Raw genomic sequence first — 15,276 nt, forward strand, 5'->3', positions numbered from 1 at the left:
GTTTGCCGTTCAGGCCCGGCGGTAGATCGGTTTGGGCTCGTTCACATCGCCCTGGTAGGTAATGCTGAAATCCTTGAGGCCCTGCAGTGCGTCTTCAATGCTACGATCTTCGCGGACTTCAAAGGCATTGAATCCGCAACGAGTCATATAGAACAGCTGGTCACGCAGCACATCGCCGGTGGCACGAACTTCACCTTTGAAACCATAGCGGGTTCGCAGCTCACGGGCATAGGAGTAACCGCGACCGTCCTTGAAGGCCGGAAAGTGGATCGCCACCAGCGGCAGGCTGGCCAGATCGTCTTCCAGGTCCTTGGGCTCTTCGCCCGGTGCAAGCCATACGGCCACATCACCACGGTCGATCAGGGCATCGCGATTTTCCTGCCAGTAGGCCAGCGGCACAATGATTTTGCCTTGTGCCGGCACGCCGCTTTCCAGAGCATCTGCTTCCAGTCGCTGCCACAGGTTGTCCGCGATGGCGCCATCAATGATTACCTTATCCATAGATGCGCTCCTTGAACGGGTCCATGCCAATGCGCTCGTAGGTGTCGATAAACGGCTCGTTTTCGAGGCGCTTTTCTACATAGAGCTTGATGATATTTTCAACCACATCGGTAATCTGATCAGACTCGAAGGACGGGCCCAGTTTCTCGCCCACGCGTGACTCTCTGTCACCACGGCCACCCAGGGTGACCTGGTAGAACTCCTTGCCTTTCTTGTCCACGCCGAGAATACCGATGTGGCCAATATGGTGGTGACCACAGGCGTTCATGCAACCGGAAATGTTCAGGTCGATGAGCCCCAGGTCATGCACATAATCCATGTTATCGAAGCGGCGCTGGATGGATTCCGCCACCGGAATGGATTTGGCGTTGGCCAGGGCGCACAGATCGCCACCGGGGCAGGCCACGATATCGGTGATCAGGCCCAGGTTGGGGGTGGCGAAACCGAGAGCGTCCAGAGCTTTCCACAGGTCGTAGAGATCCGAGGCGGCCACATCAGCCAGCACCATGTTCTGCTGGTGACTGTTGCGCAGCACACCGAAGCTGTACTGGTCCGCCAGATCGGCAACGGCTTCCAGCTGCTCATCGCTGATATCGCCCGGTACCCGACCAGTTTTCTTCAGGGTCAGGGTAACAGCGCGGTAACCGGCCTGTTTGTGGGCGCGGGTATTGGTGTGATACCAACGGCTGAACGCCTTGTCTTCGGCCAGTTTGGCGTTCAGGGCGGCGCTGTCCACGGTTTGGTAGTCCGGGGCGCTGAAGCAGGACTGAATACGTTCTACTTCTTCCCGGGTCAGGGTCATCGGGCCGTCTTTCAGCTCGGCGAATTCCTGTTCCACCAGCTCGCGGTACTTGTCGGCACCCAGAGCCTTGACCAGAATCTTGATACGGGCCTTGTACTTGTTGTCGCGGTTACCGTACTTGTTGTACACCCGCAGGATGGACTCCAGGTAGGGCAACAGGTCTTGCCATGGGACAAACTCGCCAATCACGGAACCTGTCATGGGGGTGCGGCCCAGGCCGCCACCGGCCCATACCTGGAAGCCGGTCTCGCCGTTGGCATCGTGAACCAGCTGTACGCCTATATCGTGGACGCCGATCAGGGCCGGGTCCGCATCGGGGACGGCATTCACGGCAATCTTGAATTTACGCGGCAGGTAGGCGAATTCCGGGTTGAAGGTGGACCACTGGCGAATGATTTCACACCAGGGACGCGGATCTTCAATTTCGTCCGGATTCACACCAGCGAATTCATCGGTGGTGATGTTACGGATACAGTTGCCGCTGGTCTGAATGGCGTGCATCTGCACGTCAGCCAGCTCGGCAAGAATATCCGGCACTTCTTCCACGGAAGGCCAGTTCAGCTGAATATTCTGGCGGGTGCTGACGTGGCAGAAGCCCTTGTCATAGGTGCGCACAATATGAGCCAGACGGCGCAGCTGACGACTCGCCAGTAAGCCATAAGGAACGGAAATGCGCAGCATCGGCGCATAACGTTGAATATAGAGGCCGTTCTGGAGACGCAGGACGAGAAACTCGTCTTCGCTCAGTTCTCCAGCCAGATAACGGCGGGTCTGGTCGCGATACTGCGCAACCCGCTCTTCCAGCAGTCGCTGGTCATGTTCCTGATAGACGTACATGGGACCGATTCACCGTCCTTTATGCTTGAACCTAAATCCATGTCAAATCATAGATTCGGGTTAGAATTCAACAGGTAAGCGTCGCCCTCGGGGGAGGGAGAGCGGCACTCTAACAAAGCGCCCTTATAGTGAAAAGAAATATCTTGGCATATCGCTATAACGAATGCTCATCTAAGCGGGCTTATTTCGCGACGGCGTCCAGTACCATATTCACGGTAACGATCATGCCGATGATCAGTGCCAGAACCAACACTACATAGACACCGATATAGTTGCCGGCATCGCCTTTGGTGAAGTCCCGCTCGCGGTTTTTCGAGCTCTGGACCCCGAATAAAGCGGCCAGAATGCTGCTGATGGTCTGGATTAACGTCGGTTTTTTGCCCTGATCGGAGGGGGTGTGATGCTGCTCGGACATGGAAAATCCTGCGTTTTGGCGATTGGCTGAACGATAAATTACGTCTGCTATTGTACGCTTGCCGAGCGCCGGGTAACAGCGGAGAAGGCCGGGGTTGAATTCACTTCACCACGGCACCATTGCAACTGTGGAATACCTGACTAAAATAGTCAGGAAAGCATTACCACCCCCAGCAGGCTGGTGAAAAACCCTTTGCCTGCTCAGGCTTTCAGGCTGGCTGGTAATCTAGGCGCAATTTTGAAGGTGTGTGTCCACCCATCGAGAAATTGCAACAACGAGTACGGGCCAGCCTGAAAGCCCCGAAGGGCGTCGCCTGAAGCGCATATCTGCTGCGCGCTTCAGGCTACGCTGAGCATGCAAGGGGTTTTTCAGCAGCCTGCCAGGTGGCCATTCATCCCGAACAGGAATCATGATGGCAGAGCAGTTGATCGATATTACCGAAACCGCCCAGGATTACTTGCGTGACCTGTTGGGCAAGCAGGATCAGCAGGGCGATATCGGCGTGCGCATTTTTGTAGAGCGTCCCGGTACCCCCCATGCGGAGTGCTGCATGGCCTATTGCCCGGATGGCGAACAGGAAGACAGCGACGTTCGCTACGACTACGAGGGCTTTCACGCCTGGGTAGAAGGCAAGAGCGTGCGCTACCTGGAAGATGCGGTGATCGACTACAAGAAAGACAGCATGGGAGGTCAGCTCACTTTCCGCGCCCCGAAATCCCGGGTGCCCGATATCAGCGAAGACGCCAGCATCGAAGAGAAAATCAATTACGTCTTGTATGCCGAAATCAACCCCAACCTGGCGGCCCATGGCGGCAGCGTTCAATTGCTGGAGCTGACGGAAGATAACGTGGCCGTGCTGGAATTCGGTGGCGGCTGCCAGGGTTGCTCCGTGGTCGATGTGACCCTGCGTGATGGCGTAGAGAAAACCCTCAAAGAACGCGTGCCGGACCTGACCGGTGTGCGCGACAAGACCGACCACACCGTCACGGACAACGCTTACTACAGCTAACAGCTTCGAGCTACTAGCTTCTAGAAAAGAAAACGCAGCCTTAGGCTGCGTTTTCTTGTTTAAGGTCTTCGCGTTTACTAGAAGCTAGTGGCTAGCAGCTCGTAGCTTCCCCCTCACCCGCACTGCGGCTTGCGTCCCGCCGCCTGAGCTTGCTGATACAGCGGCATCACTTCCGGTATGCGCGCGCGCAGTCCGTTAATGCGGGTGGAATTGGAGGGGTGAGTGGACATGAATTCCGGCGGCTCGTTACCGCCATTGGCCGCTGCCATGTTCTGCCACAGATTGACGCTTTCGCGGGGATCGAAACCGGCCTGAGCCATCAGCTGCAGGCCAATGATATCGGCTTCCGCTTCGTGCTTGCGACTGAAGGGCAGGGCAACACCATACTCTGCGCCCACCCCCAGTGCGGCCATGATGCCCTGTTTGGCCGCGCTGTCCTGGCCAGCCAGGGCGCCCAGAAGCTGCATGCCGCCCTGGGTGGCATACTGCAGGGACATCCGTTCGTTGGAGTGCTGGGCTTGCACATGTCCGATCTCATGGCCGATCACGGCGGCAAGCTGGCTCTGGTTCTTGGCCACATTCAACAGGCCGGTGTGGACACCGATCTTTCCTCCGGGCAAGGCAAAGGCGTTGGCGCTGTCTTCCTGGAACACGGTGACTTCCCATTGCTGGTTGCCACCCACGGTGTTGGTAATGGCATTGCTCACGCAAAGGACATAGTTCACTTCATGGCTATCTTTGCTCTGTGGTTTCTCTTCTTTCATTTGTGCATAGGCGGTGGCGCCCATTTGGTCCATCTCACCGGCGGGCATCAGCAGGAACTGATTGCGGCCCAATGGCGAGGTGGCACAGGCCACAAGCCCGGCAGTGAGGGCGGAAATCATAATCAGACGTCGAAATTTCATTATTCTGTTACTCCCATTCCCGCAGAAAACGGCGGGACACAAACATAAGCCAGCTTGCCCAGCCAGCGCTTCCGAGGAAGATGATAAGGCCAAACAGGGAAATTTCCCATGGTGCAGGAGGCACACGGCCGGCCAGCATCAGTGAACCGCCTATAAAACCGGCTGACACCAATAACGCTTGGACCTGTCGATACTGGCCGCGTTCCAGTCTGGCTACCAGCCTTTCAAGGTGGCGTGGATCAATGCTGCCCTCCTGTTGCGACGGCAAATTGCCGGCGTGGGGCGGCGCATAAACCTTGTCCACCACGTCCAGTGCACGCAGGCTCAGGCTCTTGGCCAGCCGCACCGGGGAGTAGCGGGTGCGGATCATGCGTTTGAGTAGTGGCTCCGCCTCGGTCATCAGATCAAAATCCGGGTTGAGCAGACGCCCGAACCCTTCCAGCGTGATAATCGCCTTGATGAACAGGGCGATATCACTGGGTAGGACCAGGTTATGGTTGCGCACCAGGGCGGTGATATCCGTGAGCAGGGCAGTAATGTCCAGCTGTGACAGGGAGATGCCGTGGTACTGGCTGATCACGTCTTCCACGTCAGACACTAACTGATCGAAGCGGACCGGTTGGCCATCGGACCAGTTGGAAAGCACCGCCGCGCATTGCTCGGCCTCGCGCAGCACCACCGAGCGGGTGATCTGCAGTATCTGCTCGCGGCGGCTATGGCTGAGTTTACCGACCATACCGAAATCCAGCATGGCGATGCGGTTGCCGCTCTGGATGATGAAGTTACCCGGGTGCGGGTCGGCGTGGAAAAAGCCGTCTTCCAGGGCCATCTTCCAGGCGGCCAGGGCACCGCGCCGGGCGATTAGTACCCGGTCGAGGCCTTCTGCATCCAGCTCGTCTGTGGCGCGGGCGGGAATGCCCTGGATATGCTCCTGCACCTGCAGGGTCTGTGATGACAGCTCCCAATACACCCGGGGAACTGTCAGCCACTTCAGAGAGCGCAGGTTCTTGCGAATACGATCGGCGTTGCGCGCTTCGATGGTGAAATCCAGCTCCCGGGTGAGGGAGCGTTTGAACTCGCGCACCAGTTCCACGGGACGGTAGCGGCGCAGCTCCACAGAGTTGTCCGCCGCCAGCTTGGCGAGCTGGTCCAGCAGGCGCAGATCGGATTCGATTTTGGCGCGGATGCCGGGTTTCTGGATCTTCAGCACCACTTTCTGGCCACGGCGGGTAAGGCCGCTGTGCACCTGACCGATGGAGGCGACACCAATGGGTTTGGGATCGATGCGGGCAAAGGCCGACTCCAGAGATTTGCCCAGGGCCGCTTCGAGATGGGGGACCAGTTCTTCATAGGGGATGGCGGTGGCCTGGTCCTGGAGCTTCTCGAACTCGGCAATCCAGTCCAGCGGGAACAGGTCCACCCGGGTGGCCAGTACCTGCCCCAGTTTGACGAAAGTGGGGCCCATCTCTTCCATGGCATGGCGCAGTCGCTCGGCGGTACCCATGCGCAGCATGTCCGGGCGCATGGAACTGCGCACCAGCTTGCCGGCATGTTCCACCGGAGTGGAAAGCCCCAATCGACGAATCACGTCGGCAAAGCCGTATTTGAGCAGAATGGTGGCCAGCTCATTCATGCGTAACAGATCTTTGCCGGTGTGGAGAATGCTCACGGGGAATTTCCTTTTGTCGTACTCTCCTGATCCAGCAACCGCTGTTTCAGTGCTGTGCCCCAGTAGAATCCGCCGTGACCCCCATCGGCACGGGTGACCCTGTGACAGGGCACCAGGACTGCCAGGCGGTTCTTGCCCACTGCCTGGCCTACGGCCCGGGCCTGGCTGCCAACTTGCCGGGCAATCTCGCCATAGGAGCGGGTGCTGCCGGGGGGAATGTGTAATAGCGCTTGCCATACCTGTCGCTGGAATGGCGTGCCGCAAAGATGTAGCGGGCTCGGCGCGGAATCGGGGTGGTCCAGGGTGGCCAGCAGTGCCGGGGTGGGTTGCTCTATGAGGTTAGCGGCGGGAAAGCGCTGCTTCAGTCTGCCCAGCGCGTCATCCTTGTTGTTGCAGAAATCGAAGTGGATCAGGCCGTGAGCGGACTCGGCGACCAGAGCATGGCCATAGCAGCTTTCGCCATAGTACCAGGTCAGTGGCTCTGCATAATCGTCGGATTCATGCAGGTGCGGACTGGCGGGGGGGGCGGCCTCTGCCATGGTTCCTGTCAATGGATGCAGCCAGTGTTCGATCGCATCAGCGATCGCCTCAGGGTTATCTTCCTGCACATAGTGCAGCCCGCGACCGCAATCGGAAATATCCAGATTGGGGATCTGATCCAGCAACCAGCGAATGCGCGCCGGGCCGAGCACGGCCCCGGGGCGAAACCTCAGTAGCAGCATGGGCTGGGGCATGCTGCCCAGTCCCTTTTCAATCTCCTCAATGGCCTTCCAGGCTTCATCCTGGCGGTCATTGATCGGTAGTTGGTTGGGCCAGACATATACCGGGTAGCGGGACGCCCGCTGACGAAACGGCTTCTGGTAGATGCGCCTGACGCTGCGGGGAAGATGACGAATAACACCGAAAGGCAGCACCATCCTGACAAACAGATTGCGGTTGATAATCAGAAACCGGCCCAGGCGTTCTTGTCGGAAGGCAAAGAAAAGAGGGCGCAAGGGCAGGGGGAACTCATCCCAGTCACAGGTGAACGGGAAGGTTTCCATAAAACACAGACGGCTGACGGTCCGGGGTTGTTGCTGTGCTAATCGAAAACCCAGGGGGCCGCCCCAGTCGTGGAGCACAAGGGTGATGTCGGAGAGCCCCAGGGTAGCAACGAAATCTTCCAGATAGCGGTAATGGGTCAGAAAGCGGTAATCGATGTCGGGCTGGTCGCTGTTGCCAAAACCGATCAGGTCCAGAGCGATACAGCGATAGTGGCCCCGAAGCGGCTTGATCACGTTGCGCCACAGGTAACTGGAGGTGGGATTGCCATGGATGAACAGCAGTACCGGTCCTTCACCTTCATCAATATAGTGCAGGCGGTGGCCATTCAGCGTGACGTAACGTGACTCAAACGGAAAATCCGCAAAACCCATGACATGCATCCCTTGCATCGAATTTTTCAACTGTTACCGCTTTTCTGGCAAGATGCCATGGCTGTGTCAGTAACGTAAAGTGCGAAAAAATGTCAAAACCCTATCTCCGTGACGATCTAGTGGAAGTGCGCCATAGCGCCGTCCATGGTCGTGGCCTGTTTGCCACCCAGCGAATCAAGAAAGATACCGAGCTGGGTTTGTGTAAAACCAAGGTTGCCAAAAAAGATGGCCCCTATGTGTTATCGCTGGATGACGAGGGCAAAGAGCGCTACCGGGTGCTCTGTGATCTGCGCTTCATCAACCACGGCAAGAAACCCAACGTGGCTTACTATGACGACCTGACCGTGGTGGCCCTGAAGTCCATCAAGGCCGGGGAAGAGCTGCTGCACGACTACGGCGATGATTGGGAATAACCTGTAGGAGCTATGCTTGCATGGCGAACCTGCTCGCGATGATATTTATCGCGGTTTCCGGGCGGTTCGCCATGCAAGCATAGCTCCTACAGCTGCGCAGGGTGCACCATTTGGGTTGCTTAAAACGGGCAGGGTGAGGTGAATTCCTGCCATAGCCCGGTCATCGGGTGGTTGAAGGCCAGCCACTCCGCGTGCAGCAACAACCTCGGGCTCAGTGCCTCAATCTCCGGCGGCGCATACATGTCGCAGCCTATGATGGGATGACCCAGCTCCCGACAGTGAATCCGTAGTTGATGGCTGCGGCCGGTGACGGGGCTTAACGCTAGCCGGGTGCGGTTGCGGGCTTCGTCCCGTTCCAGCACCTGGTAATGGGTGAGGGCGGACTTGCCTGTGTCGTAACAGACCTTCTGCAACGGGCGGTTGGGCCAGTCCGCGATCAATGGCAACTCGATGCTGCCGCTATCTTTTGCTACCAGGCCGTGCACCACCGCCTGATAGCGTTTCTTCACGGTACGTTGCTGGAACAGCCGGCTGAGTTGGCTCTGCGCCTGGCGGGTGAGAGCGAAGACCATGATGCCTGACGTATCCAGATCCAGTCGGTGTACCAGGCGTATATCCGGATCTTTTCGCGCCAGGCGTCGCACCGCACAGTCCTGATTTTCCGGTGCGCGCCCCGGCACACTGAGCAGATAGGCCGGTTTGTTGACCAGCAGAATATGCTCATCCCTGTACACCGTGCTCACCCGCTCATGGCAGGTGGGCACGACATAGTAGGGTTTGTCGGCGGGTGAATTCATCGGGCAGTTCGTCGTTGAGATCGCAGAGATACTGACTCCGGGACTTCAGCCCGTTTTTGCCTTTCGCTATTCATCACTCGTTTCTCGCAACCTATTTACCCCAGAGTATCTGAAAGACATCGTCGTACTGTTTGGCAAAATGCACAGTGAGTCCGTCTTTCAGGTACCCCGGCAGTTCGTCGAAATCCCGCTGGCAGGCGTCCGGCAAAATCACCTCACGAATACCTACACGCCGGGCGGCGATAATTTTTTCACGGATACCGCCAACCGCCAGTACCTGGCCGGTGAGGGTCAGCTCGCCGGTCATGGCCACCTTGCGCGGCAAACGCTTCTTCAACAGTAGTGACAGCAGGACGCTGGCCATGGTGATACCGGCACTGGGGCCATCCTTGGGGGTTGCCCCTTCCGGCACATGGAGATGGAGAAAGGCTTCATCCAGGCGCTCTTCGCTCAGGCCGTAATCGCGCAGATGGCTGGCTACATAGCTGTAGGCAATCTCCGCGGACTCTTTCATGACATCACCAAGCTGACCGGTGAGCTTGAAGCCCCGCTGCTTGCTGTGCACCTGGCTGGCTTCCACGGAGAGCGTGGCGCCGCCCATGGAGGTCCAGGCCAGGCCGGTTACCACGCCCACGCCTCGCTGGGTCTTCTCGGTCTGGAAGTAGGGTTGGCCGAGGAAATCCGCCAGATTCTTGCCGGAGACGCTCAGTTTCTTTTCCCCAGCCAGCAGTTTCACCGCCGCCTTGCGGATGATCTTGTTGAGCTGTTTTTCCAGATTACGGACCCCGGCTTCGCGGGCATAGCCTTCCACGATCTGGCGCAGCGCGCTGTCGCTGATGCGCAACTGGCCGGGTTTTACGCCGGCACGTTCCAGGGCACGGGGCCACAGGTGCTGGCGCGCGATCTGCACTTTTTCTTCGGTGATATAGCCGGACAGGCGGATCACTTCCATGCGGTCCAGCAAGGGACCGGGAATGCTGTCCATGGTATTGGCGGTACAGATAAACAGGGCGTGGCTCAGGTCCAGCCGTTCATCCAGGTAGTGGTCGAGAAAATCCTGGTTCTGTTCCGGGTCCAGCACTTCCAGCAGGGCCGAGGCAGGGTCACCCTGGAAAGACTGCCCCAATTTGTCCACCTCATCGAGCATGATCACCGGATTAGCGGTGCCGGTTTCCTTGAGTGCCTGCACCAGCTTGCCGGGCATGGCGCCGATGTAGGTGCGCCGATGGCCCTTGATCTCGGCTTCGTCGCGCATGCCGCCCAGGCTGAATCGGTAGAATTTGCGGTCCAGGGCATCGGCGACGGATTTACCGATGCTGGTCTTGCCCACACCCGGTGGGCCCACCAGCAGGATAATGGACCCTTTGACCTCGCCACGCAGGGCGCCCACGGCCAGAAATTCCACAATCCGGTCCTTCACATCATCCAGGCCGCTGTGGTGGGCTTCCAGGATCTCCCGGGCATGTTTCAGATCCAGGTTGTCGTCGCTGTATTGGCCCCAGGGTACGCTGGTGAGCCAGTCCAGATAGTTGCGCGTGACGCCATATTCCGGTGAGCCGGTTTCCAGCACTGACAGCTTCTGCAGCTCGTCTTCAAAACGTTTCTGTACGGATTCCGGCGGCGCCAAGGCGCTCATGCGTTCGCGGAATTCCTCCGCTTCGGCGGTCTTGTCATCCTTGCTCAGGCCCAGCTCCCGCTGGATGATCTTGAGCTGCTCGCGAAGGAAGAAGTCGCGCTGGTGCTGACTGACCTTCTCGTTGACCTCTTCGGAAATCTGGCTCTGCAGTCGGGCCACCTCCAGCTCTTTCTTGACCAGAGTGAGCACTTTTTCCATGCGCGGTTTCAACGGCACGGTTTCCAGAATGGCCTGCAGCTCAGCGCCGTTGGCGCTGGTTAGCGCTGCTGCGAAGTCAGTCAGCGGCGAGGGGTCGCTGGGGGAGAAATTCTGTAGATAGTGGCGCAGCCCTTCATTGTAGAGCGGATTCAGGGGCAGCAGTTCGCGGATGGTGTTGATAATGGCCATGCCGAAGGCGCGGATGGTTTCATCCGCCTCGACACGAGGTTCCGGATAGCTGACCTCAGCCATGAAGGGCCGCTTGCGGGTCAGCCAGTTTTCAATATGAAATCGCGTGGTGCCCTGAGCCACCATCTGGAACTGGTCGTTTTCTTCATTGAGGGCGTGAACCTTGACCAGGCAGCCGTATTCCGGGAAATCTTCCGGCGTCACCGAATCCGGGTCGTTATCGCCGACATAGACCAGCCCCAGCGACTGATGTGGGGTCTGACTGACTCGTTCCAGGGTCGCCTGCCAGCGTTCCTTGTCCAGCATCACCGGTTGTACCAGCCCGGGCATGAAAGGCCGGTGCTGGACGGGAATCAGGTAGATGCGTTGGGGTTTCGGCTGGTCAGGCAGCGCCAGGCTGCTCGAGGGTTGCTCAACAGTATTGCTATCGTCTTGGCTCATAATGTTGTCACTTCCATTCAGCGTGGAAACAACATGGTGGCGAGGTGCGAAAAATCAATAGTGCGGCACTGGGGTGCGCCGCATGTTTGATACATCGCAGACCGCTGCGTTAGCGATTAATAATCAACAGATCCGCGCTCAGGACTTTTGGGGTTTTGGTCCGGCGCTCCACGACACGGGCATCCATACCGGCATTCTCGCATTTTTCCGCAAGGGCATAGAACGGCGACCGCCCCGGGTCGGCAATAATCACCTGTTTGACCCCGCTGCGCAGGCCCCGGCGTATCAGATTGAAAAGCACCGGGGTCAGTTCATCCCAGAAGCAGATGTCGGCACCGGCAATGATGTCCACCTCGGCCAGGCGCTTTTGGGTGAGCTTTTCGAAGCTATCCTGCTGTTGGTTGATCTGAACCTTGTTGATCTGTGCATGCAGGTCGAGATAGGGAAACACATCCGGATCGGCATCCACAGCCGTGACCCGGCAACCGAAACGCTTGGCCGCAAAGATGGAAAGGGGACCCCAACCACAGCCAATATCCATCATATGCTCGTCGGCAGACACTTTTCGGCGGGTCAGGTGGTCCATGATCAGGAAGCTGGAGTTCCAGACCTTGTTACCGTGAATGGAGGGGGTGTGGTTTGCACGTTTCAGGCGACGGATTTCCCGGTGGCCGGAACGCAGCAGGGTGATGCCGCGAGTGCGAATGGTATGCGGCTCTCCAGCGCGTATAACTGTTCCTGACATAATCGCTCACCAGCGGCAAAGCTAGAAACAGTAAGGTCAAGCCCGACGGGTTTCAAGCCGTATCTATGCGGCTTACTCTGGGCAAACCGAATTCCGGTGAATAACCATAATGAATAAAGCCTAATGATTAAGAAAAGTATCGCCGGTGTCGGTGGCCTGGCTGGAGGGCGCTCCCGGTATTTGCGGGCACTGACGGCCATGGCTCGTGTGGCGGCGATCTATGCGGGGGGCGTCGGCAAGGATGATCGCCACCAGCGTCACTGCCGGGGAGCGGACATTCTTACTGCCCTGTGTCGACGCAATGGTGCGATCTGGGTCAAGGCGGCCCAGTTCTTCAGTTGCCGGCCAGATGTGCTGCCGCAGGAATATATTGAAGCGTTTCAGCAATTGCAGAATGACGCAGCCCCGGTGCCTTTTTCACGGATTGAAGCTGCCCTGAAAGAATCCCTTGGTGCTGACTGGCGTGATGCTTTTCGCTGGGTGGACGAAAACCCGGTGGCAGTGGCCTCCATCGCCCAGGTGCACCGGGCGCGCCTGGAAGATGGCACCGATGTGGCGATCAAGGTGCGCTTGCCCGGGGTCAAGAAGCTGTTCGAGCAGGATGCCAAGGTATTCCAGGTTCTGGCGGCGATTGCCGCGCCCCGGTTTCGGGAATTTGATCTGAAGCAGGCCATAGAGCAGCTGCTGATCATGACCGCCATGGAGCTGGATTTTCGTAATGAGGCCGCCAATACCCGGCGCTTTTCCCGCCAGCCCCATCATGACCGTATTCGTATTCCCGATTTGATTGATGGCTTGTGTAGTGAGCGCATTCTGGTGACCAGTTGGGAGCATGGCTCAAGGTTGCGCAACCATCTGGATGAGAATCCGGAACAGGCCAGGGACCTGCTCTCGGTACTGTTAACCAGCTACCTTCAGCAGGTGACCCGTTTCGGGGTCTACCAGGCGGATCCGCACCCAGGCAATTTCCTGGTCAACGACCAGGGCCAGGTGGTGATTCTGGATTTCGGTGCCATTGGTGTGCTGACGCCGGACGAAGTGCGTCGCTATTCACGGCTGCTGTACGGCCTGATGGGCTTTGAAGGGGATGTGGATATCGGCGAGTTGTTTGTTCAGGCAGGCTTTAAAGGCGGAAGCCCGGAAACACTGAAAGAGCTGGCTCTCTTTGTACTGACTGACAAGGTCAATCAACAGGGGCCGGTGGCGGCGATGGGGGAGTTGATGCAGCGGTTCCGAGAAGAGCGAATCAGTATTCCCGATTCCTATATCGGCATCTCGCGGGTACTGATTACGCTGGGGGGGTTTCTGATGAGCTACCAGGTGCCGTTTGACTGGACTCCGCCGGAGCAGCGGCAGGCCCAGTCAACCTAGCGACGGTAAAGATGAATCAGGAGCTTGATTGCGCTTCACGCCAGAATACCCGGAAAGCATCGGCACTTTTGGTAGGGGCTTCTGCCATGGGCACATGGCCAATGCCATCAAGGATCACCGCCCGGGCTTTGGGCAGTTCCTTGAGGAAAACATCCACGTTGTCCACGCCTAACAAGCGATCCTCACGGCCCCAGAGAACCAGTGCTGGTTGCTCCAGGCTGGCCAGTTTGCCGGTGCCTTCAAGGCTTAGACCCGGGTCAGTGTCCATATCCTCCCAGATCTTCTCGGTCACAGGAGCGTTCTGCGCCTTTTTCGCGCCCATGATATCGATGAAGAATTCCGGGATATAAGGTGCGTCTTCCATGGCCCACTTTAGCGTGGTGTGGAATTGTTCCGGGCTGCGCGGGATCAGCGGGTTGCTGTCGCTGGTGGCAAGTATGGCTTTGAATTCCTCGGTCTGGCGAGTCAGCCCGGCCGCATCCACCAGCCCCATGGAAAGCACCTGCTGTGGCGCTGCTTGCGCCAGAGCCAAGGTGATGGCGCCGCCCATGGAATTGCCGGCCACGTGGTAGGCTGGAATCTCCAGGGTCTCCATCAGGGTCACCAGGCGCTCTGCCTGGGCTGCCATGGTGTAATCCAGATCCGTGTTACGGGTGGTGTCGCCATGACCTGGCAGGTCCGGAACGACAAAATGGAAGTCGCCTTCAAGTTCGTTGACGAAGCGTACCCAGTTACTGGAATCGGCGCCGAAACCGTGAATCAACAGGACAGCAGGTTTGTCCTGCTGACCTTCACTGCGTAGCAGGTGCCACTGAATGCCGTCGCTGGTTCCCACGGTCTGATCCGTCAGACCGGCGCGACCCTTTTCCAGGCTCAAGCCACTCTCGTAGGCCCATTTTGCCAGTCCATCGCAGCCGGAAAGGACGATCGTGCTGATCAACAGCAGGCTGAGTTTTAATGAATGCATGCAGGAATCCCGTTGGTTGTTTTGCCGACCCAAGAGCATAGGGGATTTTGTCGCCTCGTGTCCTTCTCTGCGGGCCAATATCCAATAGGACCGTGAAGGCCTTCTGTAGATACTCACTAGCGGCTCTTCAGATTCCAGACGCCGGCGGCAACAATCAGCAGGGTACCGATCAGGGTGGTCAGGACCAGGGTTTCGCCCCAGAACATCCAGCCGAGCAGGGCGGCCCAGATGACAGATGAATAGTTGTAGACTCCCACCTGGCCCGGGCGGGCAATCTGGTAGGCGGTGGTCATGGCGTATTGCCCGCCGGTGGCCACCAGGCCGATGGCGAACAACCACAGGTAATCGCTGCCAGCAGGAGGAGTGCTGGCCCAGGGCAGGGGCAGGGCGGAAAACAGGGTGGCAAACAGGGCGAAGTAAAACACCACCCGTTGCGCAGGTTCCGATACTGCCATGCGCCGGATGCTTACCTTGGCCACACTCATGATGGCGGCCCCGGCCAGCGCCACCCACATCACCGGGTTCACGCTGCCACTGCTCACATCCATGATCACGGCAACCCCGGCAAAACCACCGATGATAGCCAGCCAGGTGCGCACGCTGATCACTTCCTGCAGCCACAACCAGGCCACGATGGGCAGAAAGAAGGGTACGGTCATTTTCACCAGTACCGCTTCTGCCAGGGCAATGTGACCGATGGTGTAGAAGAAGCAAAACATGGCAGTGACCCCGGTAAAACCGCGGATCATGTGCAGGTGCAGGAAGCGGGTGCGCAGCTGGCCAAAGCCGCCGCGCGAAGCAATGATGGGCAACAGGATCAACAGCCCGAACAGATTGCGGGCAAACACGATCACCTCGGTGTCGAGGTGATCGGACAGATGCTTGATCATGGCGGCCATCACCGCCAGCAGACCCTCACCGAGGACCAGTAGCAGAGCGCCCTTGAGAGGCTGGTCGTTCACCGGA

General features: G+C 58.2%; 14 protein-coding genes. 3 read left to right on the top strand and 11 right to left on the bottom strand.

Going from position 1 to position 15,276, the window contains the following annotated elements:
* Positions 1–9 precede the first annotated feature (9 nt).
* From T9A_RS00620 to T9A_RS00630, 3 genes are all read right to left on the bottom strand, one after another.
* Positions 10–501, bottom strand: a complete 492-nt coding sequence (locus T9A_RS00620; RefSeq protein ID WP_035244229.1) for a DUF934 domain-containing protein — start codon at positions 499–501, stop codon at positions 10–12.
* A complete protein-coding gene (locus T9A_RS00625) occupies positions 494–2,140 on the bottom strand; it encodes a nitrite/sulfite reductase (protein ID WP_035244231.1) in 1,647 nt (548 codons plus the stop codon). The genes T9A_RS00620 and T9A_RS00625 overlap by 8 nt, the downstream gene beginning before the upstream one ends.
* Before the next feature lie 181 nt (positions 2,141–2,321).
* Positions 2,322–2,555 (bottom strand): DUF2970 domain-containing protein, encoded by a 234-nt coding sequence (locus T9A_RS00630; protein WP_035244233.1) that lies wholly within the window; start codon positions 2,553–2,555, stop codon positions 2,322–2,324.
* A 409-nt stretch (positions 2,556–2,964) separates the two neighbouring features.
* On the opposite strand from T9A_RS00630, the gene nfuA reads away from it, so the two are divergent.
* On the top strand, positions 2,965–3,564 hold the full coding sequence (gene nfuA / locus T9A_RS00635) for a Fe-S biogenesis protein NfuA (protein WP_035244235.1): 600 nt from the start codon (positions 2,965–2,967) through the stop codon (positions 3,562–3,564).
* Between the two features lie 113 nt (positions 3,565–3,677).
* Here the strand turns inward: nfuA and T9A_RS00640 are convergent, their stop codons facing one another.
* From T9A_RS00640 to T9A_RS17325, 3 genes are read right to left on the bottom strand one after another with little or no spacing between them, the layout of a single operon-like run.
* Entirely contained in the window at positions 3,678–4,469 is a 792-nt protein-coding gene (locus T9A_RS00640) for a M48 family metallopeptidase (RefSeq protein ID WP_035244237.1), read from the bottom strand.
* Between the two features lie 7 nt (positions 4,470–4,476).
* Complete coding sequence (locus T9A_RS00645) at positions 4,477–6,138, bottom strand: ABC1 kinase family protein (RefSeq protein ID WP_035244239.1); 1,662 nt, start codon at positions 6,136–6,138, stop codon at positions 4,477–4,479.
* The gene (locus tag T9A_RS17325; protein ID WP_052042402.1) at positions 6,135–7,553 is read right to left on the bottom strand and encodes a haloalkane dehalogenase; all 1,419 of its coding nucleotides are present in this window, start codon (positions 7,551–7,553) and stop codon (positions 6,135–6,137) included. The genes T9A_RS00645 and T9A_RS17325 overlap by 4 nt, the downstream gene beginning before the upstream one ends.
* A gap of 89 nt (positions 7,554–7,642) precedes the next feature.
* Between T9A_RS17325 and T9A_RS00655 the strand changes: the two genes are divergently transcribed.
* The gene (locus tag T9A_RS00655; protein WP_035244240.1) at positions 7,643–7,966 is read left to right on the top strand and encodes an SET domain-containing protein; all 324 of its coding nucleotides are present in this window, start codon (positions 7,643–7,645) and stop codon (positions 7,964–7,966) included.
* 119 nt (positions 7,967–8,085) lie between these two features.
* On the opposite strand, the gene T9A_RS00660 is transcribed toward T9A_RS00655, so the two are convergent.
* The 3 genes from T9A_RS00660 to T9A_RS00670 form a co-directional block, all read right to left on the bottom strand.
* Positions 8,086–8,763 (bottom strand): pseudouridine synthase, encoded by a 678-nt coding sequence (locus T9A_RS00660; RefSeq protein WP_035244241.1) that lies wholly within the window; start codon positions 8,761–8,763, stop codon positions 8,086–8,088.
* 91 nt (positions 8,764–8,854) lie between these two features.
* Complete coding sequence (gene lon / locus T9A_RS00665) at positions 8,855–11,227, bottom strand: endopeptidase La (protein ID WP_035244243.1); 2,373 nt, start codon at positions 11,225–11,227, stop codon at positions 8,855–8,857.
* Positions 11,228–11,336: 109 nt separating this feature from the next.
* Complete coding sequence (locus T9A_RS00670; protein WP_035244245.1) at positions 11,337–11,972, bottom strand: class I SAM-dependent methyltransferase; 636 nt, start codon at positions 11,970–11,972, stop codon at positions 11,337–11,339.
* Positions 11,973–12,095: 123 nt separating this feature from the next.
* Between T9A_RS00670 and T9A_RS00675 the strand changes: the two genes are divergently transcribed.
* Positions 12,096–13,343, top strand: a complete 1,248-nt coding sequence (locus T9A_RS00675) for an ABC1 kinase family protein (RefSeq protein ID WP_035244247.1) — start codon at positions 12,096–12,098, stop codon at positions 13,341–13,343.
* Positions 13,344–13,359: 16 nt separating this feature from the next.
* Here the strand turns inward: T9A_RS00675 and T9A_RS00680 are convergent, their stop codons facing one another.
* The gene (locus tag T9A_RS00680; RefSeq protein WP_035244248.1) at positions 13,360–14,310 is read right to left on the bottom strand and encodes an alpha/beta fold hydrolase; all 951 of its coding nucleotides are present in this window, start codon (positions 14,308–14,310) and stop codon (positions 13,360–13,362) included.
* A 116-nt stretch (positions 14,311–14,426) separates the two neighbouring features.
* On the bottom strand, positions 14,427–15,272 hold the full coding sequence (locus T9A_RS00685) for a DMT family transporter (RefSeq protein WP_035244773.1): 846 nt from the start codon (positions 15,270–15,272) through the stop codon (positions 14,427–14,429).
* Positions 15,273–15,276 lie beyond the last annotated feature (4 nt).

Origin of the sequence: Alcanivorax jadensis T9 (assembly GCF_000756655.1) — a bacterium.
In the GTDB taxonomy this organism is placed as follows: Bacteria; Pseudomonadota; Gammaproteobacteria; order Pseudomonadales; family Alcanivoracaceae; genus Alcanivorax; species Alcanivorax jadensis.